The sequence below is a fragment of the Flavobacterium sp. CAN_S2 genome, from assembly GCF_015752255.1.
Classification (GTDB): domain Bacteria; phylum Bacteroidota; class Bacteroidia; order Flavobacteriales; family Flavobacteriaceae; genus Flavobacterium.
Genome location: NZ_JADOVA010000004.1, coordinates 244,393 through 265,376, shown reverse-complemented (window position 1 = coordinate 265,376; position 20,984 = coordinate 244,393). Strand labels below are relative to the sequence as shown.

Sequence of the window (20,984 nt, the reverse complement as noted above, 5' to 3'; positions counted from 1 at the left end):
TATTTTTTAAAGAAAAAAATAAAAGGATTTACACTGCTATCTGGGCTAGGGCAATTGTTGTCGTCAAATATTTATAGGTTCCTTTGTATGCCTAATTTGGTAATACATACATTTTAGGCAATGTATTTACTAATACCGACTTTGGTTTACTGGTAAAACTTATGAAGTCAGGTGCATTTGACAAAGAAGGAGTTGGCACATAATAACCATCTCGAGTATTGTTCCAAAACATTACAAAACTAATCTCGACATTGTTTACAGTTAGAGCATTATATAAATAATTAGAGAACCATCCAGATATAGGAGTATTTGTAGTTGTTACTTGGTAACCAGTTTCGGTCAATGCGGCAATTTTTACCTTGCTTTTAGCTAAATCGGAGACCATTTTCAATTTTGAATTGGCTCTGTCTGAACCGGGTTGTCCTTGATTGTTAAAATCACCATAATTATCCATACCTAAAACATCAACAAAAGCATCGCCTGGATAGCGACTCAAATAATTAGCTGATGTTGTGTATGTATTGTCAGGAGAAAATGCATACAATACATTGTGCAGGCCTTTACTGTTTTTAAGATAATTGACAGTAAACTGAAAACCAGTTTTGTAATCCTCGGGTGAGCAATAATCAGCACCCCACCAAAACCAATTTCCGTCAAACTCATGAAAAGGTCTAAAGATGACAGGGATTAACTCACCATTGCTTCCTTTTAAATTAGAAATTACCGATGCTATTCTATCGAGTTTTAATTTATACCAATCATGCTTTGAGCCTCCCGGCAAAATACTTTTGAAAGCAGTAGCTTTTTCGGCTGCACTCATGTCATTAGCATAGAAACTGTCCTCTTTGTTTGGCTCTCTCAAATGCCAGCAGAAAACATTAATCATACCTTTTGCGTAAGCTTGTTTGGCATCTTCCGTAATCTTTTTTTCTTGTTGGTAAAACCAGTTGTCGTTTTGACCCGTATTATTTTTGTCGGTAATAAACATGAAGTCAGAACCTAATAGTGCAGGATCATTTCCGGTTGTTTTTTTGATGTCGGACATTGACGATGAGCCATTGTTGTAAAAAGAATTGAATGCATCTTGTTGTCCAATGGCAAATTTAGTTTTAGCAAGTTTCTTTAGATTGTAAAATAAAGCAATCGTTTCTGCTGTAGCGCTAGCATCAACCATATATGTTTTTACATTCACGGTAGTTAAAGCATCTGTATCAGAAACTGGTGTATTGACTGGTGGCGATACAATCGTATCAGGAGTATCAAGACCTGAAGAGCAGCCTGAAATAAAGAATGTAAAGTAAAGTACTGGGATTAAAAGATATAATTTATTCATTTTTAATTGTTTTAATGCGGTTAATGATTTCTATACAAGCACGACCATTGTGATACGGGCATTTCCAGAAACCAGCTTTGTCTTTTTTTATTACTGAATAATCAGCATTAATCCCCCAATACCATTCTCCATTTAGGGTATCAAGAATGTATGTTTTAACAAAATCCCAATTTTTTAATACAATATCTAAATAGGCTTTATCACTTGTTAATTGATAAGTATTAAAAAAACCTATCATCAGTTCTGCTTGTGGCCACCAGTGTTTTTCGGCAATTAATTGATTGCTTTCTGGGTCTAATTCATACCATAAACCGCCATCTACATCAATTCCTTCTTTTGTACTGTTAGTGAGTTGAATAGCGTGTATTTTGTAACGTGCAATCATTGTAGCGTCTTCTGAAATCTCGGCACATTGTAATAGGAGCCAGGCAGCTTCAATGTCATGGCCATAAGAAATTACATCGGGTTTTTCTATCCAGTTTTCATCAAAAAATAGCTTTAAATGCCCCGTTTCTTCGTTTATAAAATGAGTGTCGATAACCTGTAATATTTCGATGATATCTTTTTGTAAGGTCTCATCTTTCCACACTTTGTACAAATTAGCATATGCTTCGACGATATGCAAATGGGTGTTCATTGTTTTCTTTTCGTTAGCATCTTTATCGCTCAAGCGTAAATCAGTAATGTTTTTCCAATCCCGTGTAAAAGCTTCTAGATATCCTTTGTTTATTGGATCATAACTGTGCTCTTGAATCTTTTTGTACAAATCAATGGCTACTTCTAGTGCTTTCTCCTCTTTGGAAACAGCATAATATTCAGTCATACCATAGATAACAAATGCTATTGCATAGATTTGGTTTTTGGTGTCTTTTGGAGTTCCATCGGAATGAAGACTCCAAAAAGTTCCACCAAATTCCGTATCATAAAAATGTGATAATATATAATCAAAAGCTCTTTTTGCTATTATTTTATGTTCTTCGTTTTTGGTTATTTTAAAAGCTGATGAAAATGTCCATAGGATTCGTGCATTTAAAACAGAGCCTTTTTCGGCATCGATATTAATAATTTCATTAGAATCAATTTGACCAATGAAACCTCCATTTTTGGTATCCATAGTAAACTTCGACCAATACCAAAGGATAGAATCGAGTTCAGTAGTAAGTTCTGACTGTAATTGATTTATAGGTGTCGACACGTTTATGAAATTGCTTTGTTTTTATCTACTAGTCGAATAATAGTATTCACAGAACCTGCTGATGTAAAAGTATCTTCGGGCGTGTTTATGACATAATCAATCAATTTATCAACGGATGAAACGGCAACATGCATTCTTGTATCTGAAGAGGCATAATAGATATATACAGTTCCGTCGCTGTCTTCAATCCAACCATTAGAAAACACTACATTTGAGACATCGCCAATTCTTTCTATTCCTTCAGGAGCCATAAAGTGTCCTGCAGGTTTATAGATTACTTTTGAAATATCATTTAAATCTGTCATGAACATATATAGTGTATAACGCAATCCTGCAGCAGTATTTCTTACGCCATGTGCTAAATGCAACCAACCTTTTTCTGTTTTTATTGGAGCTGGTCCTAAGCCATTTTTAAGTTCATAAACAGTATGGTATTGTTTTCCGTAGATGATAGCTTCGTTTTGTACAATTGGATTTGTCATATCGTCAACATATCCTAATCCTACACCGCCACCGTTTCCTATGTCAATAAAACCGTCTTGTGGACGTGTGTATAAAGCATACTTTCCATTGACAAACTCAGGATGTAAAACTACATTTCGTTGTTGTCCTGTATTTGAAATTAGATCTGGTAATCTTTCAAAATTAATTAAATCTTTGGTGCGAACAATTCCTGCATTGGCAATAGCGGAACTAGTATCTCCAGCGGGGGCTTTTGGATCTTTTCTCTCAGTACAAAAAATGCCGTAAATCCAACCATCTTCATGGTTGACCAAACGCATATCGTACACATTAGTATCTGGTTCCTCGGTTTGGGGTAAAACACATGGTTTCTCCCAGAATTTAAAATTATCTAATCCGTTTGGACTTTCGGCGATTGCAATAAAAGATTTTCGATCGAAACCTTCTACGCGAACGGCAAGAATAAATTTATTTTCCCATTTTATAGCACCAGAATTGAACGCAGCATTAATGCCAATTCGTTCTAGTAATAATGGATTTGTATTCTCATTTAAATCAAATCGCCATTCAATAGGAGTATGGCTTGCTGTAATGATGGGATTTTTATAACGAACGAATATACCGTTGCCAACAGATGACTGAGATTCGTTTTTTTGCTCGATAAGCTGCTGAAATTCATTTTCAATTTCAGCTTTTCTTTTTTGGAAACGGGTAATTACTGTTTTTGTATTCATAGTTGAAAGTGCTAGAATAAAGTATTAATTAGTTAAATTTCTTTTGCTGTTAAGTTCCTGTTCAATAATCTGTAATTTTTTTTCTGTTAGTGGGTAAAACACAATAAATAGTACTGAAATCACAGCTGCTAACGCTGGAAGTATACTAAGCATTAGTTGGATTCCGTTTTGTGTAACCGCAGTTTGTTCAATATTTGCTTGGAATCCGTAGTATGCCAGTAGCCATCCTGTCGCTGCACCTCCGATGGTCCATCCAAATTTTTGAGACATCGAAGAAGCTGAAAATACAAGTCCTGTAGCGCGTCTTCCTTGTTTCCATTCTGAATAATCAGCACTATCGGCATACATTGACCATATCAAAGGAAAGATACAGCCCGCACAAATGCTTATTAATACTTGGAAAATCATAATTAGTAAAACTTCTTCTTTTCCAAAAAAGTAAAAAATCACACTCAAAATCGCAGCCAAAGACATTGCTCCCAAAAAGGTGTTCTTTTTGCCAATTCTATTAGCAATTGGCGTAGCTGCAATTACTCCAATTATATTTGCTGCTTGTCCCAAAACCAAGTAAAGAGAAGTTGGTGTCATCGCAAAGGTTTCTCCAAAGAGATTAAAACTATAATTTACCGTATTGCTGACATAGTATTTGAAATAATAAACTGCTGCACCATCACGGATTGAATTAAAGATTAATGCCCCAATTCCTGCACCAAGAAGAATCCACCAAGGTTTATTTTTCCAAAGATCTCTTAGGTCTTCTTTTAAGTCAGTTTTTTCATCTGAAATTGGTTGGACTCTTTCTTTGGTTAAAAAAAAGCAACCCCAGAAAAAGAAAGTAGTGATAATTCCAAAGATTATAATGGTATACAACCACCCTTTTTCTGAATTCATGTTGCCACCAAAATAATTCACCAAAGGTTCGATGAGCCATAACGCTAATAAACTTCCTGCGAAAGCAAAAACCATTCTATACGATGAAAGAGTAGTTCGTTCTTTTCTATCGGATGAAAGTACTCCAAGTAATGAGGCATATGGTACATTTATAATAGAATAAACCATCATCATTAGTGAATAGGTAATGTAGGCGTAGATTATTTTTCCTTTTTCATCAAAATCAGGTGTATAAAAAGTTAGAACTCCGATTACTGCAAAAGGGATTGCAGTCCATAAAAGATAGGGTCTGAATTTTCCCCATCGCGTTTTTGTACGGTCAGCAATTATTCCTACTAGTGGATCAAAACAAGAATCCCATATTCTAGTTATCAGAAACATAGTTCCTACAACTGCTGGTGCCAAACCAAAAACATCAGTGTAAAAAAACATGAGATACATACTGAATATTTTCCAGAACATGGAGGAAGCAGCATCTCCTAAGCCGTAACCAACTTTTTCTTTTATACTAATTTTATTGTGCATTTTTTAGGGTTTATAGGTCTAGTTTTAATAAATTATTTTTGATACAGGTTTTCTTTTGCAGCTTCTTTTTCAAAGAAAGTTCGATCAAGATTATAAAAATCTACGAAGTCTTTTTCGCTAATCTGTCCTTTATAAGGTGCATAGTAGTGCATTTTTTGTTCTTTTTCCTGCCATCCGTGGTTTCTCCATACTAAGACATAGGAAATTTTGTAGTCACCTATGGCTTTCATGAGCGTATTAGTCCACCACTTATCATAAGGAATCGCTTCATAACCAGTTTCAGCAAATGCCATTATTTTATTTTGCTCTTTCGCAACTTCATTCATTATTTTAAATTGATTTTGACAATTTTCAACAAAGGAGTTATCTCTGGTAGGATCAGTGTATTGGTATTTGTCAAAGCTCAAGATATCTGCATAATTAGAACCTGGATAATATTCTAAAAATTCATCCTTCGTTTTAAAATCAGCAGTATTGTAGACATAAATTAAATTATGTACTCCTTTTTTTTGTAAATAATCAATGGTGAATCTCCATAAAAGTTTGAATTCATCAGGATTCCCGTTGTTCTTACACCACCAAAACCAATTTCCTGTTAATTCATGGTAAGGACGATACAAGATTGGAATTTGTTTACCCTTCCTATCTTTTAAAGTTAAAATGTATTTTGCAGCTTCATCAAGCCAAGATTTGAATTTTTCATGGCTTTCTCCTCCTGGTAAAGCAGAGACTAAGGATTTTGGAGTGGTATCCCATGCGTTATTTCCAGTTAAAGGATTGTCTAAATGCCAACTTAGTGTTACAACGCCGCCTCTTGTGTGAGCATCTTTTATAAATTGCCTCATTTTGTCAAAAGGAACACCGTCAATATTAGTTGTAGATTTTTTTTCCAAGCCGCCCAGATCCCATCCGTAAACTGCAGGATAATCTCCGGTAACATCTTTTACATCACTTCTTTTCGTTTTGTATTTCCAGTTTACTCCATAAGCTAGGTCGTCTTGATGCCCAAAAAGAATTCCTTTTTCTACATTTAATATCAATTTTTTGTATAGTATTTTCGTTTCTGCAGTCGCATTTCTATCAGTGAGAGACGATTTTGTATCACTATTTTGCGCTTTTGAAGAACAGGATGTCGCAATGCTATTGCAGATAAGAATCAAATAAAATATTTTTTTCATTAGTAGTCAGTTGGGAGGGTTGTTTTTTTGTATACTTGCTTTTTTACAATACAATCAGCGCTAAAATATGTAAAAATTATTTTTAGTACTTTAACTGCTAAAACTATAAAAATAGTGCGTAATAAAAATGATTCATATTTAATATTCATATTCTTTTTAAAAAAATGATAATTGTATTTTTCAAAGATAATTGCAAGACTCGCATTTAATTAATATTATTTTATCAATTATATATCATATTATTGCAGGTAAAAAAAAACGATATGAGCAATTTAAAGAATTTTTATCGAGAAATTCCACCATTATCGTCAGGCGATAGTTTTTTGGTATTTGACAGAGTAAAAGACAATTTTGACTTTCCGGTTCATTATCATCCTGAATTTGAGATAAATTTCATACAAAATGGTAAAGGAGTTAAAAGAGTTGTGGGTGATAATATAGAAGAAATCGATAATATTGAATTGGTATTAATTGGCCCCAATTTATACCATGGATGGGAATTACATAAGTGTACTAATAAGCAAATTCATGAAATTACCATACAATTTCATAATGATTTATTTGATGAAACATTATTGTCAAGACGCATAATGAATCCCATAAAAGACATGTTTAATCGATCTATTCATGGTATTTTATTTTCAAAAAAAACTGCGGAAGAGCTTTCTTCAAGATTGATTAAAATTTCAAAGTTAGATGGTATGGATTATTTTCTTGAAATCACATCAATACTTTATGATTTAGCAAATTCAAGAAATCAAAGGTTATTGTCAACATTTACTGTCGATTACGACACTTTCGACGATTATGATAAAATGAAATTAGTGTATGAGTATGTTCAAAAAAACTTTGCGGAGAAAATATCTCTGGATGATGTATCGAATGTAGCGAGTATGACTAGTATATCGTTCAATCGATTTATTAAGAAGAGAACTGGAAAAACATTTGTTAATTATATCAATGATATTAGAATTGGTTATGCTGCAAGATGGTTGGTAGAAAAAGATCTTAGTATTTCAGAAATAGCTTTTAAATCAGGCTTTAATAACATTGCAAATTTCAATAGAAGCTTTAAGTCTATAAAAAAATGTACTCCAAGTCAGTATAGAGAGGATTTTTCTGGTTTGAAAAGAATTCTATAAGTAATTTGTTCTTGTTTTCCTATTACTACTTCGTTTGAAATTGAAATATATGTGACTGTTGCTCATCTATTAATTTCTTTTATGTCATTTTTTAGTCAATAAAATTACGTTATGTATAATTTATTTGGGTTATTATTTTGATATGTTTTACTATTTGTCTCTAAAGTAAAAATATTATCATTAAATGATATAATACTATTAATTTAATGTTTACATGTGTTATAGATTTGTTAATTATAAATCAAAATAATTAATATGCATTTTATTTCTGAAATATGCTTTTCAGAAATAAACAATCTTAACTAACTAAACATTTATTATGAAAAAACTATTGTCTAATTTAATTCATTGGAACGGCAATCACAGAGCAATTCCTTTGGTATTATTTTTACTGCTTACAAGCAATTTTATTACAGCCCAAACAAAAGTTCAAGGTGTTGTAACTGATGAAAAGGGTCTTACCATACCTGGTGTGAATGTATTAGTCATCGGGTCAAGCAAATCTGCATCGACAGATATTGATGGTAAATATGAAATTGATGCTCCCGTGGATGCTACTTTGTCATTTTCTTTTATTGGATTTGAAACCCAAAATATTGCAGTAAAAGGGAAATCTAAAATCAATGTGTCATTAAAGTCAACTTCGCAAAACCTTCAAGAAGTTGTGGTTATAGGTTATGGTACTCAAAAAAGGGGCGATGTAACTAGTGCAATATCTTCTGTAAAAGCTAAGGATCTTGAAAATTTAAAGCAGGTGTCTGTAGATCAGATGTTACAGGGTAAAGCAGCAGGAGTTACAGTGACTAGTAATTCTGGTCAACCCGGGAGCAACACTTCTGTGAAAATTAGAGGTATTTCTTCCCTTGGTGGTACAAATGAGCCATTATATGTGGTGGACGGTGTACCAATTTCTGGTGATGCCACCAGTAAGTCAACTACAGGTAAACCATTGGTGGGAAATGATTTTAGTGAGGGGAGTACATCGACAGGGAATAGTTCTGTAAGCCCAATTGCTTTTTTAAATCCCAATGATATTGAGTCGATGGATATTCTGAAAGACGCTTCAGCAACAGCGATATATGGATCTCGTGGCGCTAATGGTGTGGTAATTATAACTACAAAATCAGGAAAAAAAGGTTCGGGTAAATTGACTTATGATCATAGCTACTCTATTCAAGAGCAAACAAATTTAATCGATGTTCTGGATTTACAAGGGTACGCCAGATTACAAAATGGATTGATTGATGCTTTAACCCCAACAGCATTAAAAAATGATAATTTTTCACATCCGGAGTTATTAGGCAAAGGAACTAATTGGCAAGATGAAATCTACAGAATTGCCATCATGAAATCGCATCAATTGTCTATTTCTGGAGGAAAAGAAGGAGTGAGTTATTATGTATCTGGAGGGTATATTGATCAGGAAGGTACTGTGATAGGCTCTGGATTTAAAAAATATACTTTTCGAACTAATGTCGATGCTAAAGTTAAGGATTGGTTGAAGGTGGGTGCATTTGTAAATACTGGAATTACAAACGAAAATATTACATTAAATGGAAGTCAAAACGGAATAGTTAGTACTTCATTGTTGAGTACTCCTGATGTAGTTGTGTATAATGCAGATGGAACTTATGCTGGCCCTCCAACAAATTCTCAAGGAATATATTTTAGAAACCCAATCGCTGAAGCTTTATCTAACACAAATAAATTGGTCAGAAAGAATTTTTCTGGAAATGTTTTTACTGAAGCGCGATTAATGAAGGGTTTAGAGTATCGTTTTGAGATAGGCGGATATGCAGAATTTAGTGAAGGAAACGAATTCCGTCCAACTTATAATTGGGGAGCTGCAAGCAATAATACAGCTTCGCTTACTTCAAGAACAAATAGTTTTTATTCGATAAACATTAAAAATTTACTAACCTATAAAACTGAAATAGGAAAGCATAGTTTTAATATTTTAGCAGGCCAAGAGGCTAATGAAGGCAATTGGAAAGGTTTGGCTGTAACTGGAATTGGATTTTTCGATAATTCGTTACCTGAATTACCTGTGGCTGCAGAACTGCAAAAAGTTGAACCAGGTTTCGCCTACAGTGGTTCACAAAGATTGTATTCACTTTTTGGAAAAGCAGTTTATGATTATGGCGGACGCTACAGTATTTCTGGTTCTATTCGGGCAGATGGTTCATCAAAGTTCGCAAAAGGAAATAAATGGGGCTATTTTCCTGCTATTTCGGGTTCATGGAAATTATCTAATGAGGAGTTCATGCAGGACTTTAATGCTGTTAAAAATATAAAAATTAGAGCTGGTTATGGTGAGACTGGAAATCAGCAAATTGCAAATAATTTATATGCTCCGGCATTGACTTTGGTACAATCTCCTTTAGGTGCTGGTTTCCAACTTTCCAGATCTCCAAATCCTGATTTAACTTGGGAGTCACAAAAACAAATAAATATTGGTTTAGACTTCTCACTTTTTAACTCGGGATTAAATGCTTCGATAGATGTTTATAAAAAGACTTCTAAAGATTTCTTGTATCAAATTCCTTTGCCATTATTTCTTACTGGAAGTGCCGATGGTGGTGGAGTAGCCTCAGCTTTTGGAAATATTGGAACATTGGAAAATAAAGGAATTGAAATGTCTGTGAACTATAGTACCAAATTAGATAGTGGTTTTTCTTGGAATTCTACATTAGTCGTGTCTAAGTATGTAAATAAGTTAGTTGAGATTTCTAACAGTTCATTGCTTATTAAATATGCTCTTATAAATGATTATACAAGAAAACCAATTACTAAAACACTAGTCGGAGGCCCTATAGGTACTTTTTATGGATTGAATTCATTAGGAATTTATACCTCGGATGCCGATGCCAGCGCAGGGCCTAAAAACGGTTTTGGTGCCAGCCCGGTTGATTTTATTGCTGGTGATATGAAATATGCAGATAATAATAATGATGGTGTGATAAATGAATTAGATTATACGACGATTGGGGATCCAAATCCCGATTTCACATTTGGTTTTACTAACAATTTTGCATACAAAAATTTTGATTTTTCAGTATTTTTGCAAGGCTCTGTTGGAAATGATTTATTTAATCTTACAAGGAGAGCTGGAACATCAAATTCCAATTTATATCAGAATCAGTTTGCTTCTGCTTTGGATTTTTATTCTCCTTCTAACCTCGATGCAAGTTTACCAAGACCTACATCTTATGATCATCCTAATTTAATTTTTTCTGATCGTTTCGTTGAAGACGGTTCTTACCTAAGATTACAAAATATTACAGTTGGATACACATTACCAACGGATATTATCTCGCAAGCTAAGTTGACTAGACTTAAATTATATGCAAGTGTGCAAAACTTGTACACTTTCACAAAATATACTGGTTATGATCCGGAAGTTGGATCGTTCAATCAAGACGCTTTATTGTCCGGTGTTGATAATGGTCGTTATCCAACTCCAAGAGTTATTTCAGTGGGAGTAAATGTTGAATTCTAATACTTAAAAAAATGAAAAAATATTTAATAAATTATAAAACATTAGTTGTTTTATGTTCGATTTTGGTCATATCATCTTGCTCAGACGAGTTTATAGATGTAGTTCCTAAGGATTCTTATGACGCTGCGACATATTATGATTCTGATGAGAAAGTAGCTTCAAGTACTAATATACTTTATGGAAAAGCTTGGTTTGAATTAACGGTAAAGCCGTATTTTGCTTTAACTGACATGGCATCTGGAAATTTAGTGAACACATCTTCTGAATTTAATCAGTTTAATACATTGTTGTTTCAAACAAGTGATGAGAATTTACTTGGAGCTTGGTCTTCCTGTTTTGGAGTGGTTGCAAATGCAAACACCTTAATTTTGGCTTTACCTAATATTAATAATCCAAAGGTAAGTGAAACAGCCATCAATAATTCTCTAGGTGAAGCGCATTTGATGAGAGCTTTAGCTTATTTCAATTTGGTACGATTTTTTGGACCTGTACCAATTGTTGAGAATGCAGCAGATTTTGCTGCTAATCCTCAAATTAATACTAATCTTGTTTCGGATGTTTATAAGTTTATCGAAAACGATTTGATATTTGCTAAAGATAATTTGAAAGTTAAAGTCAGAGGAGGTAGTTATCAGGATAATGCGAGAGTTTCTTCAGGCTCAGCAAAAGCACTTCTGGCAAAGGTCTATTTATATCAAAAGAAATATGCCGAGGCTAGAGCTCTAGCAGAAGAAGTAATCAACAGCGGAGAATTTAAACTATTTGGTACAGATGTGCCAGCAACTAATTACGGAGATTTATTTCTTCCGAAATATAACAACAATGAAGAATCAATCATTGCTTTTCAATGGATGCCTGGTATTTACTTTTATGGGAATTCATTGAATACACAATTTGCAAGTAATAGAAATCTAACAGAAGCTAGTTATGCTGGAGTTGTAGGTCCCTCTCAAGACTTGATTAATAATGCTTTTGAGCCAGGAGATTTGCGTAGAAAAGAAACATTTATGAAACCTGGAGATAATTACCCTAAATTATCAGCATCAGCAAATTATGACGGAACTGGGGCAATAACATTGGGATATACGATGCCAGATTTAGATCAAGATGGGCAAACTAATTTCGCACAAGGTTCTGGTGCTGCAATGAAAAAATATGTATGCGGTAGAAGTAATGCTGACATTACAGGAGTGTATAATGCTCTTGCAAATGGATTTACTAAGCAAAATACATATGTGATGCGATATGCTGAATTATTATTGATCCATGCCGAGGCAATTTTAGGTTCTCAATCTGGTAGTACATCAAACGGTGCGGCATTGGCCTCCTACAATAAAGTTAGGGTTAGAGCTGGCTTAGCGCCTAAAACTTTGATAACTTTTGAAGACATTTTCAAAGAAAGAAGAGCTGAATTGGCTGCGGAAAATGACTATTGGTTTGATTTGGGCAGGCTTGATTTTGCTGTTGCAAAGGCTAAATTGGAAGCTCAAGACAGAGGTACAAAAATTGCACCAACTAAAATTTCTTCGTTACCCATTACGACACTTATATATCCTTATCCTGCAAATGAGCTGTTGCAAAATCCAAAATTAAGAGAACCTGCAGTTCCTTATGTTTTTAAATAACTAAAAAAATATACTATTATGAAAAATCTTAAAGCAAAATATATATACCCCTTTCTTACCTTGTTTTTAGTGGCAAGTATGTTGTTTTCCTGTTCATCAGATGACAATGAGGGTTCTTCAGGAACATTGACAATTGACAGTGTGAGTAAAGCTGGAGAAGGAGAACTGGTTCCAACTACGTTTGGATCACCTAAAAATGTATATGTAATTCAAGGTTCTGGTTTTGCCACCCTTGAAAAAATTTATTTTAATGATGTGGATACGTATTTTAATCCAACTTTAGTTACCGATAAAGCCATATTTGTTACGATTGATGAAAGTACTCCGTACGCAAATGCATCGAATGAATTAAAAATAGTTACAAAATTTGGTACTGTAATTTATCCATTTATAATTGCTCCACCAGCTCCTACTTTTGGAAGTTACAATCCTATTAATGCAGTTGCAGGCGATATTATAACAATTAGTGGTAAATATTTCTTAAACCCTTCCGTTAAAATTGGTGATATTAACGCTACTGTAATTTCATCATCATTGACAGAAATTAAGGTAACAGTTCCCGCTGGTCTCACACAATATAAGTACGTTACGGTTACAAATATATCTGGTTTCGCAACCTCTACTCAAGCTATAGGGACAGCAATTTATGATGATGCTCCGGCTTCATTTGTTGAAAATTATTTAGGACCGTGGGATGGAAGTGGTTATAAAGTCAATACTACAGAAAAAGTACAAGGTCAAAATTCGATAGAAACCACATTTACCGGATATACGGGTTTCAAATTCCCAATGTTCGCCGCTCCAGTTTCAACAGCTTCTTACAAAGCGCTTAGAGTTTCATTTAAAAGCACGAAGGCAACGGGTAAATTTAAAGTGGTATTAAATGGAAATTTTGGTGCTGGAAAAGAGGTTTCATTTGATAATAAATGGACTAGCGTAGTGATACCATTTAGCGATCTAGGTGGTGCACCTGCAGAAATTAATGAAATTGTTTTTCAAGAATTTGGAAATGATAATGGGGATAAAATTTTTATTGATGATGTAGGTTTTGTTCTAAAGTAAATATTTGGTTTTGTTTGAGTTTGTTTAAGAAATTCCCTAATTCAACAATTAGGGAATTCTTTTTAGAAATAGTTTTTAAATATAAAAATATTAAGATGAAAAAAATAATCTGTTCTTTTTTTATGATTGCTTTTTCTTTGTCCGCCCATAGCCAAGGAAATGTAATAGCACAAAAAAGTACCAAATACAATGATTTAGCCTTAACTCCGCCTATGGGATGGAATTCATGGAACACTTTTGAAACAAATATCGATGAAAATTTGGTAAAAGAAACTGCTGATATAATGGTAGCTTCTGGCATGGCGGCTGCAGGTTACACTTATATTGTACTTGATGATGGCTGGATGGCGAAAGAGCGCGATGCTAAAGGTAATTTAGTCCCAGATCCAATAAAATTTCCTAGCGGAATGAAATCATTAGTCGAATATATTCATGCCAAAGGACTGAAATTTGGTTTGTATAATTGTGCAGGCACGCACACTTGTGCCGGATATCCTGGAACTCGTGGGTATGAATATCAAGATGCCCGGTTTTATGCAGACTTAAATATTGATTTTTTAAAATATGATTGGTGCAATACTGAAGGAATCAATGCAAAAGAAGCCTACACCACAATGAGTAACGCATTGCAAACAGCAGGTAAACCAATCGTTTTCAGTTTATGTGAATGGGGTGACAATCAGCCTTGGGATTGGGGAAAACCTGTTGGTAACCTTTGGAGAATCTCCGGAGATATTTATCCGTGTTTTGATTGTGAATTTAAACACGAACAAGGAAATTGGTCGTCCTGGGGATTTATGAAAATTATCGAAATGCGTAAAAACATTCGTAAGTTCTCCGGACCGGATCATTGGAATGATTTCGATATGTTGGAGGTGGGTAATGGCATGACAAATAACGAAGATAAAGCACATTTCACAATGTGGTCTATGATGTCTTCACCGTTAATAGCTGGAAATGATTTCAGAAAAATGTCTAAAGAAACATTGGCAATTTTATCAAACAAGGAGCTAATTGCTGTAAATCAAGATAAATTGGGGATTCAAGGGTTTAAATATTCTGCTAAGGATGGACTGGAAATTTGGGTTAAACCCTTATCTGATGGAAATTGGGTAATAACTTTTTTGAATCGAAGTGATGTTACAAAGAAGATATATTTCGATTGGATAAAAGAGGTGATACGAGATGTCGATTTCAATCTAGAAACTAATTTTAGTACGACAAATTATAAAATTATTGACCTTTGGCAAAACAAAGAGGTTGGAAATACAAAAAAAATATTTATTTCTGATTTATCCTCGCATGATGTAATTACTTTGAAATTAAATAAAATTTAAAAATGGACGTAAAATCGAAAATTACGGGATTGCTCTTTTTACTCTGCTGCTCCTTTTCACACGCTCAATTTGTGAAAAATCATGGGCAATTGAAACTTGAAGGAACGCAGCTTGTAGATACTAACGGGGAAGATGTTGTGCTTCGTGGATTGAGTTTTGGCTGGCATAGTTTCTGGCCAAGATTTTATAATGAAAAAGCGGTTAAATGGCTAAAAAAAGATTTTAAATGTAATGTAGTTCGCGCTGCAATGGGAATTGAAGTAGGGGACAAACCATATTTGAAAGAAAGTGAATTTTCAAAAGCTAAAGTGAAAGCTGTTGTTGAAGGCGCAATTCAAGCGGATATTTATGTAATAATAGATTGGCACAGCCACAACATAAATTTAGAAGAAGCTAAAGAATTTTTTGCAGAAATGTCGAAAACATATGGTAGGTACCCCAATGTAATTTATGAAATTTTTAATGAGCCTGATTATGAATCTTGGGAAGAAATAAAGGCCTATTCGGAAGAGGTTATAAAAGTTATTCGCGAGAATGATTCAGATAATATTATTCTTGTAGGTTGTCCCAAATGGGATCAGGATATTCATTTACCAGCTGCAAATCCTATAAAAGGATTCGATAATTTAATGTATACCATGCATTTCTATGCAGGAACCCACGGAAAATGGTTGCGCGACAGAACGGATGACGCGATAAATAGCGGATTACCAGTATTTGTCTCAGAATCTGCTGGAATGGAGGCTACGGGGGACGGTTCACTCGACTATGAATCTTGGCAGCAATACATCGATTGGATGGAAAGTAGAAAATTGAGTTGGATTACTTGGTCAGTATCGGACAAAGATGAAACGTGCTCTATTCTAAAAAAATCAGCTAAATCGGAAGGGAATTGGAAAAAGAAAAATTTGAAAGAATCTGGTGTTAAAATTAGATCATTATTGAGACACTATAATGTTGATAGGTAATAATTACGAGTTTTATTACTAATCTTTTAAACGAAGATAATAATCTGCTGAAATCCATAATTAAGAAAATTGTAAAATTATAAATAGATACTCGGTATTGTATCGAGTATCTATTCATTAAAATACATTTTTTAGTATGATTTTAAAAGTCTTTTACCAGTATTTTATCGATTAAATATCCATAATTATAGATGTAATTATACCATGGTTTTTCATTGACATAATAATTATAAATTACTATTAGTGAATAGCAGTATTTAACCGAGTAGGATAGCACTTTTGATTTTACGGAGCTTTGATCTGATCAGTTTACTCAACAAATTAATAAATAATTAGCCTGTAATTTATGGTTTTGACTATTAGTTAGCGTCAAAAATCATTCTTTTTTATTCTCAAGCTGCACCTTGAATTTCCCCCAATAGGGATTATCTGCCATTAGCGAGTGTCCTATTACTAAAATATAATCTCCTTTTTGCTTGAGTAAGATTTTTAAATCCATTCCAAAGGGGCCATCTGAAGATTTATCTGGAAAAATAATTTGGTTGAAACGGATGTTTCCTTTACCTGTAGTTGGAACAATTCGTGCTTCCAATGCGCCTAAATCTTTATTTTTAAATTTGATGAATACTTTTGAACGAATCGAATCTAAGGAACCTTCACCTGTAAAGGAGCCTTTTTCATTTCTAAAATTCATGTGAATGGTGTCGCCAATTTGTTTGTTCTCTTCTTTCTTTTTCTTTTTTACAATTGGATATGGGGCAGCATCAGCAGCATTCTCCTTTTCTTTTTGATGACAAGAAAAAAAGAAAATTGATATTAAGAGCATCAAAAAAATTTTCATAACAGTATTTTTTACTTAAGTTTTTCAAATTTAGTTCTTTTTGGCGGTGTTTTTTTATAAAACAGCATTTGGATTCTTGTAGAATTTAGGTATAAATTTCATCTTTTTTTTCCTGTTGTTTTCTCGAAAAAATGCTTTTTAACATCGCTCATTTAGCTTTCTTTTTTACTGACAATTAATCCATTGTTGTAGGGATTCGGTATTGATTTTGTATCAAATTAGGGGAGCAATAATCATTATAATACATAATATAAATTTTTAAAATAAGTTTTTGGATGTTTCGAAGCAATTTAATATTGTCATTTCTTTGACATTCTTATGCAGATCTAATAAACATCAATATAGTATAACCTCATAGCAATTTTTTGCTGCTCTTCACTTTAAAGCTTCAAACGTTCCGTTAATTATTGTAAACATAAAAAGTAAATAGTCCGTGAAAAAATGTTGATAATTAGAAGTCTTTATATTGAAGCAGTCTGCGGATTATAATACAATAATCTCTGAAATAGTAGAAATTGATTCAAGCAAAAGCGCCCCGAAAAGAGTCCGACGCAGTACGGTGCGATTTCGGGCCGGCGGGGCTATATCGGCGTCTGCTATTTTAAGCAATACATCCGTTAATAGTGATGCTTCTATATTGGCTAGTATCGCGCTGCTGCATATTACCTGTTCATCCAATGGCGTTATAGGGTAGCACCTCGATTGAAGTCTTTTGAAATTTTCCCCAAGTAGAACCATAAAAGCATTCCTTACCGCGGAGCCATTTGTGCAGGGTGGTGCAGAAGGGGAGCTATCCAGCGGTTTCTTCTAGGATGATATTGTCGTGGTCGGTTGTTTTTAACAATGCAGCGTTAGAAATTAGAATACTATATGACATAATAATTAAAAGCAGTTTGATAAAAATGAGGACCGGCAGTATAAACTGCCGGTCCTCATCGTTTAATTAAGAAGTAGTGCATCGGCACCATTCGTTGCAAAATCGGAGCAAAGATTAAATGCCGATTGTACTCGAAGTTGTCCTGTACCACCCATTAAGAGAGAAGCCAGTTTGGCTTCCTCATCCTTGTAGGATCGGACATTTTGGAAATAGCCAGTAATGGCATTATAGGCCCCAAATACGGTGCCTCTGGTGGTGTCTAGTAATTGAGTCGGGTGGCTCATGGCGTACTCAAATGCACAGTCTACCATATTGACAAAACAGGATGAAAGTTCGTCTGCTCTGCCATCTTGCAGGTTTTTAAGCACCTCCTTGCTGGGAGCGAGAGCAGATTGAATGAGTTTTTTTACCTCATTGTCTGCGATACGGACTTTAGACCAATTGTTGAAAATGGCTTCCATTTGTACTGATAAAACATCGGTAATTCCCATTACTTTGTGCGCCTGCTCCAAGCGTTGTTTGGCATTGGCAGTATGGCGAATGCGCACGGTATTGCTTTGGTTGCGCAGGGCAGCGTTCAGGGTGTTGGAGCATACAATGCGTATAGGGGTAAAAGCGGCTGTAATGCTTCCACTTCCATCGTGTGAGGTCGTTAGAAAAAGATACTTTTCGATAAGGTCATCTTTACCTACTCGGATGTAGTTAGGCAGTTTAGCGGTAATAAAAATGCGTTCCCCTTTTCCCAAAGCCCCTGCGGTTTCGTATAGCATACCGTCGCCACCTACAATAGCATCAAAGAATGAAAAGGCATCCCTGTTTTGTACAATTTGATAATCTTTACCGACTACGCCTAAAACGGCATCATTGTCGGAGCGTACGGTACTGAAATAATTCGGTATTTCAATTGTACCATCCTGTATGGGAGTGAAAAGTTTCCTTTTTTCCACTTCGTAGTCCAAGCCTGCGTGTAGTATTGCCTCAGCACTTGTGGGATAGTCTTGAATAATTTGTCCTAAATTGTGCCATGCTTTTTCTTTAACACTAAAAAAACTGTGTTTTGCTGTCTGCTCGTTGAAATTAAGATTGTGTGCCATGATGTTGTGATTTAGATTAGTACTATTAATTTTTGATTTCTTTCATCTGTATCCTTTCCATTCCAAAAAATGTTTTCCAAAGAAAAAACGGAAAAAAAGAAAGCAAGAAAAAAGGGGCTTATGGATGTGGAGAGCTATAAGTCCCGAAGGGTGGCCAGTGCAGCACAGCCATTATGCGCTCGCAGCATCCATGAGACACTATCTTAGCTGCCTTTTAGTCCGTTTGAAATGAAAACAGCAACCAGCAGCAAACCGCATTGATTTAAAATTTAATAGTACCTGCAGTAAGAAGAGACGGTATACTATTTTGTTTAAAGTCTTAACTATTCTAGATCTAATTTTCTTTTCCAGTTGGGTTGCTGAAAGTTTCTTTACTATTGGATAAAATCATGTAAAAAAATTCAATTGAGAAATAGAACCTAGACTAGCAACAGTTGCAATAAGTCATTCAAGTAAACAATCTCCGTTTAACAGCAGTTTACAAAATTTTAGCAAGCCTCTGTACATAATGCTGTAGGAATTGAAAAGATCCATTTTATAGGCATTTTGGCACGCGGAAAAGAAATAAGAGCAACAGAAATGATACTGCTGGAATACAGCGAAACGTAGCCTGCGGAGTATAACGGAATGAAGCGGTATTGTGGATGTAATAGCCCTATCGAAAGGAGAAAATAAGTACATAAAGATGAGTAAATTAATAGTGCAAAAAAAAAAGTAGCTATCCCGCTTCTTTTAGCGGGAGTGCTGTTTTTTTTAATAGAGTGAAGTGTCTGCGGAATGGAGGGAAACCTCACTAATAAACTGAAATAATGAATTGCTTATTTATCAAAAGTATTCTTATGAAAAGTTAAGGTTGACCGACTGGAGCTGCCGAACGGAACAAAGAGAACGACCGAAGAGAGACCGCTTGATTGCCCGTGATGTTAACTATTTATATTGTTTTAATGGAGTCTCTAATTTTACTATTATTTCTTCTTGTAGGCTTTTAGGCTCTATAACTTTTACTTCCTGGCCTAAAGACATCAATTCCATTACACCAAAATCTAACTTCAATTTTTATGTTGTTATTTTCTGAATATTCTATTTCCATATAAATTTGATGCTATTCTCTATTTAATAGGCGGTTAGTTAGTATTGTATCTGGATTCATTAAATCGCTTAATTCAGCAAACGGGATAAATACTTCAGTTGTACCTCCAGTATAAATCCCTATACCATTCCCGTAGGGTTGGAATAAAAATGATATACCATTTCTGTATAATGCAAAATCCTTAGGAAGGTAAAACTTTTCAAGATTTTCTTCTTGTAAATTATACTTTTCCTTGAATTTTTGTCTGCAAATAATTTTTAATTTTTTCAAGTACTTTTTCTGAAAAATATCTTCAAGTTTTATTACAGTATTTGCTTCAAGATCCAAGTTAATATAAGAAATATACCAATCTCCGTGAGCAGCTCCACAATGGGCTTCCCGAGTATATTCTTGAAGTGTCAAAAAATTGTTGTCCAAATAAACTACATCGATATTTAAAACAAAATAACCAAAAGTATGCGGAAGATTTAATTTAATGAATTCTTCATATGTTTGATTTGTCTTTAAACCTATATCTTGTTTTATAGCATTGTTAATGATTTTATCCGAATTATTTTCCTTTGATTTAAAAACCGGCACGCTCAAGTTTATAAAAAAACGAGTACTGTCGCATTCAGCTTCTCCAGTATTTGTTTGTAATTCTTCTTTATAATAATTTTCAGGAAATATTTTGAATTTCTCTTTGATTTCAACTAATTCTATGTTAGAAAAAAATCCCTTTTGCGAGTCTAGATATTTGATTTTAATTTTTGAGACCGAAACGAATTTTCCACTGATACTAATTCCTCCTTTATTATTTTTAAATTTAAAAGAACCGTTGGGAGTCATTTCTCCTGTAAACATTCGTGGTTTATTACTATTTGAATCATCAATAACGCAACTCAAAATAGTGTCTCCATCTGTATCATTAATAGTATTTACGCTTTTTGTTAAATATAAATTGAGTATTTTGTTGTTAGACAATGAACCTCTAAATTTTTTAAAGAAAACTTTTGGAATAGCAAAATGATGACTTGAAATCTCTTTTTTATTGTTAGAAATAATTTTTTTATCATTAGAATTACAACTGCTAATTATTATAATTAAAAGAAGTTGAATTAAATATGAGCTGGCTTTATTTTTCATTACTTA

15 protein-coding genes are annotated in these 20,984 nt (G+C 34.1%); 6 read left to right on the top strand and 9 right to left on the bottom strand.

Annotated elements, in window-relative coordinates:
• Positions 1-91 precede the first annotated feature (91 nt).
• From IWX80_RS12955 to IWX80_RS12935, 5 genes are read right to left on the bottom strand one after another with little or no spacing between them, the layout of a single operon-like run.
• Complete coding sequence (locus IWX80_RS12955) at positions 92-1,333, bottom strand: glycoside hydrolase family 26 protein (protein WP_196853790.1); 1,242 nt, start codon at positions 1,331-1,333, stop codon at positions 92-94.
• Positions 1,326-2,528: an AGE family epimerase/isomerase gene (locus tag IWX80_RS12950; protein WP_196853789.1), complete on the bottom strand. Its 1,203-nt coding sequence runs from the start codon at positions 2,526-2,528 to the stop codon at positions 1,326-1,328. Before IWX80_RS12950 ends, IWX80_RS12955 begins: the two co-directional genes overlap by 8 nt.
• A 2-nt stretch (positions 2,529-2,530) precedes the next feature.
• Positions 2,531-3,724 (bottom strand): glycoside hydrolase family 130 protein, encoded by a 1,194-nt coding sequence (locus tag IWX80_RS12945; RefSeq protein WP_196853788.1) that lies wholly within the window; start codon positions 3,722-3,724, stop codon positions 2,531-2,533.
• A gap of 24 nt (positions 3,725-3,748) precedes the next feature.
• The gene (locus IWX80_RS12940; RefSeq protein ID WP_113637148.1) at positions 3,749-5,140 is read right to left on the bottom strand and encodes an MFS transporter; all 1,392 of its coding nucleotides are present in this window, start codon (positions 5,138-5,140) and stop codon (positions 3,749-3,751) included.
• Between the two features lie 32 nt (positions 5,141-5,172).
• Positions 5,173-6,318 carry a glycoside hydrolase family 26 protein gene (locus tag IWX80_RS12935; protein ID WP_196853787.1) on the bottom strand — a complete coding sequence of 382 codons (1,146 nt, stop codon included), beginning with the start codon at positions 6,316-6,318 and terminating at the stop codon, positions 5,173-5,175.
• A 263-nt stretch (positions 6,319-6,581) separates the two neighbouring features.
• Here IWX80_RS12935 and IWX80_RS12930 point away from each other — a divergent pair, with 263 nt between their 5' ends.
• The 6 genes from IWX80_RS12930 to IWX80_RS12905 all read left to right on the top strand — a co-directional run bounded on the left by IWX80_RS12930 (position 6,582) and on the right by IWX80_RS12905 (position 15,951).
• Complete coding sequence (locus IWX80_RS12930; protein WP_113637154.1) at positions 6,582-7,460, top strand: helix-turn-helix domain-containing protein; 879 nt, start codon at positions 6,582-6,584, stop codon at positions 7,458-7,460.
• 319 nt (positions 7,461-7,779) lie between these two features.
• Complete coding sequence (locus tag IWX80_RS12925) at positions 7,780-10,959, top strand: SusC/RagA family TonB-linked outer membrane protein (RefSeq protein ID WP_196853786.1); 3,180 nt, start codon at positions 7,780-7,782, stop codon at positions 10,957-10,959.
• Positions 10,960-10,970: 11 nt separating this feature from the next.
• Positions 10,971-12,584 carry a RagB/SusD family nutrient uptake outer membrane protein gene (locus tag IWX80_RS12920; protein WP_196853785.1) on the top strand — a complete coding sequence of 538 codons (1,614 nt, stop codon included), beginning with the start codon at positions 10,971-10,973 and terminating at the stop codon, positions 12,582-12,584.
• Positions 12,585-12,602: 18 nt separating this feature from the next.
• The gene (locus tag IWX80_RS12915; RefSeq protein ID WP_113637162.1) at positions 12,603-13,646 is read left to right on the top strand and encodes an IPT/TIG domain-containing protein; all 1,044 of its coding nucleotides are present in this window, start codon (positions 12,603-12,605) and stop codon (positions 13,644-13,646) included.
• 95 nt (positions 13,647-13,741) lie between these two features.
• Positions 13,742-14,983, top strand: coding sequence for a glycoside hydrolase family 27 protein (locus IWX80_RS12910; RefSeq protein WP_196853784.1), 1,242 nt, complete (start codon positions 13,742-13,744; stop codon positions 14,981-14,983).
• 2 nt (positions 14,984-14,985) lie between these two features.
• Positions 14,986-15,951 carry a glycoside hydrolase family 5 protein gene (locus tag IWX80_RS12905; RefSeq protein ID WP_196853783.1) on the top strand — a complete coding sequence of 322 codons (966 nt, stop codon included), beginning with the start codon at positions 14,986-14,988 and terminating at the stop codon, positions 15,949-15,951.
• Positions 15,952-16,327: 376 nt separating this feature from the next.
• Here IWX80_RS12905 and IWX80_RS12900 read toward each other — a convergent pair whose 3' ends face one another.
• The 4 genes from IWX80_RS12900 to IWX80_RS12890 form a co-directional block, all read right to left on the bottom strand.
• A complete protein-coding gene (locus IWX80_RS12900) occupies positions 16,328-16,792 on the bottom strand; it encodes a hypothetical protein (RefSeq protein ID WP_196853782.1) in 465 nt (154 codons plus the stop codon).
• 939 nt (positions 16,793-17,731) lie between these two features.
• Positions 17,732-18,763: a DUF932 domain-containing protein gene (locus tag IWX80_RS12895; protein ID WP_196853781.1), complete on the bottom strand. Its 1,032-nt coding sequence runs from the start codon at positions 18,761-18,763 to the stop codon at positions 17,732-17,734.
• A gap of 927 nt (positions 18,764-19,690) precedes the next feature.
• Positions 19,691-19,786, bottom strand: a complete 96-nt coding sequence (locus tag IWX80_RS17090; protein WP_442899843.1) for a hypothetical protein — start codon at positions 19,784-19,786, stop codon at positions 19,691-19,693.
• A 79-nt stretch (positions 19,787-19,865) separates the two neighbouring features.
• The gene (locus tag IWX80_RS12890) at positions 19,866-20,978 is read right to left on the bottom strand and encodes a DUF3298 domain-containing protein (protein WP_196853780.1); all 1,113 of its coding nucleotides are present in this window, start codon (positions 20,976-20,978) and stop codon (positions 19,866-19,868) included.
• Between the last annotated feature and the right edge of the window lie 6 nt (positions 20,979-20,984).

Excerpts from the sequence above, each read along its gene's own strand:
- IWX80_RS12955 (WP_196853790.1), bottom strand. The coding sequence starts at position 1,333 with ATGAATAAATTATATCTTTTAATCCCAGTACTTTACTTTACATTCTTT.
- IWX80_RS12945 (WP_196853788.1), bottom strand. The coding sequence starts at position 3,724 with ATGAATACAAAAACAGTAATTACCCGTTTCCAAAAAAGAAAAGCTGAA.
- IWX80_RS12940 (WP_113637148.1), bottom strand. The coding sequence starts at position 5,140 with ATGCACAATAAAATTAGTATAAAAGAAAAAGTTGGTTACGGCTTAGGA.
- IWX80_RS12935 (WP_196853787.1), bottom strand. The coding sequence starts at position 6,318 with ATGAAAAAAATATTTTATTTGATTCTTATCTGCAATAGCATTGCGACA.
- IWX80_RS12930 (WP_113637154.1), top strand. The coding sequence starts at position 6,582 with ATGAGCAATTTAAAGAATTTTTATCGAGAAATTCCACCATTATCGTCA.
- IWX80_RS12925 (WP_196853786.1), top strand. The coding sequence starts at position 7,780 with ATGAAAAAACTATTGTCTAATTTAATTCATTGGAACGGCAATCACAGA.
- IWX80_RS12920 (WP_196853785.1), top strand. The coding sequence starts at position 10,971 with ATGAAAAAATATTTAATAAATTATAAAACATTAGTTGTTTTATGTTCG.
- IWX80_RS12915 (WP_113637162.1), top strand. The coding sequence starts at position 12,603 with ATGAAAAATCTTAAAGCAAAATATATATACCCCTTTCTTACCTTGTTT.
- IWX80_RS12910 (WP_196853784.1), top strand. The coding sequence starts at position 13,742 with ATGAAAAAAATAATCTGTTCTTTTTTTATGATTGCTTTTTCTTTGTCC.
- IWX80_RS12905 (WP_196853783.1), top strand. The coding sequence starts at position 14,986 with ATGGACGTAAAATCGAAAATTACGGGATTGCTCTTTTTACTCTGCTGC.
- IWX80_RS12900 (WP_196853782.1), bottom strand. The coding sequence starts at position 16,792 with ATGAAAATTTTTTTGATGCTCTTAATATCAATTTTCTTTTTTTCTTGT.
- IWX80_RS12895 (WP_196853781.1), bottom strand. The coding sequence starts at position 18,763 with ATGGCACACAATCTTAATTTCAACGAGCAGACAGCAAAACACAGTTTT.
- IWX80_RS17090 (WP_442899843.1), bottom strand. The coding sequence starts at position 19,786 with ATGTCTTTAGGCCAGGAAGTAAAAGTTATAGAGCCTAAAAGCCTACAA.
- IWX80_RS12890 (WP_196853780.1), bottom strand. The coding sequence starts at position 20,978 with ATGAAAAATAAAGCCAGCTCATATTTAATTCAACTTCTTTTAATTATA.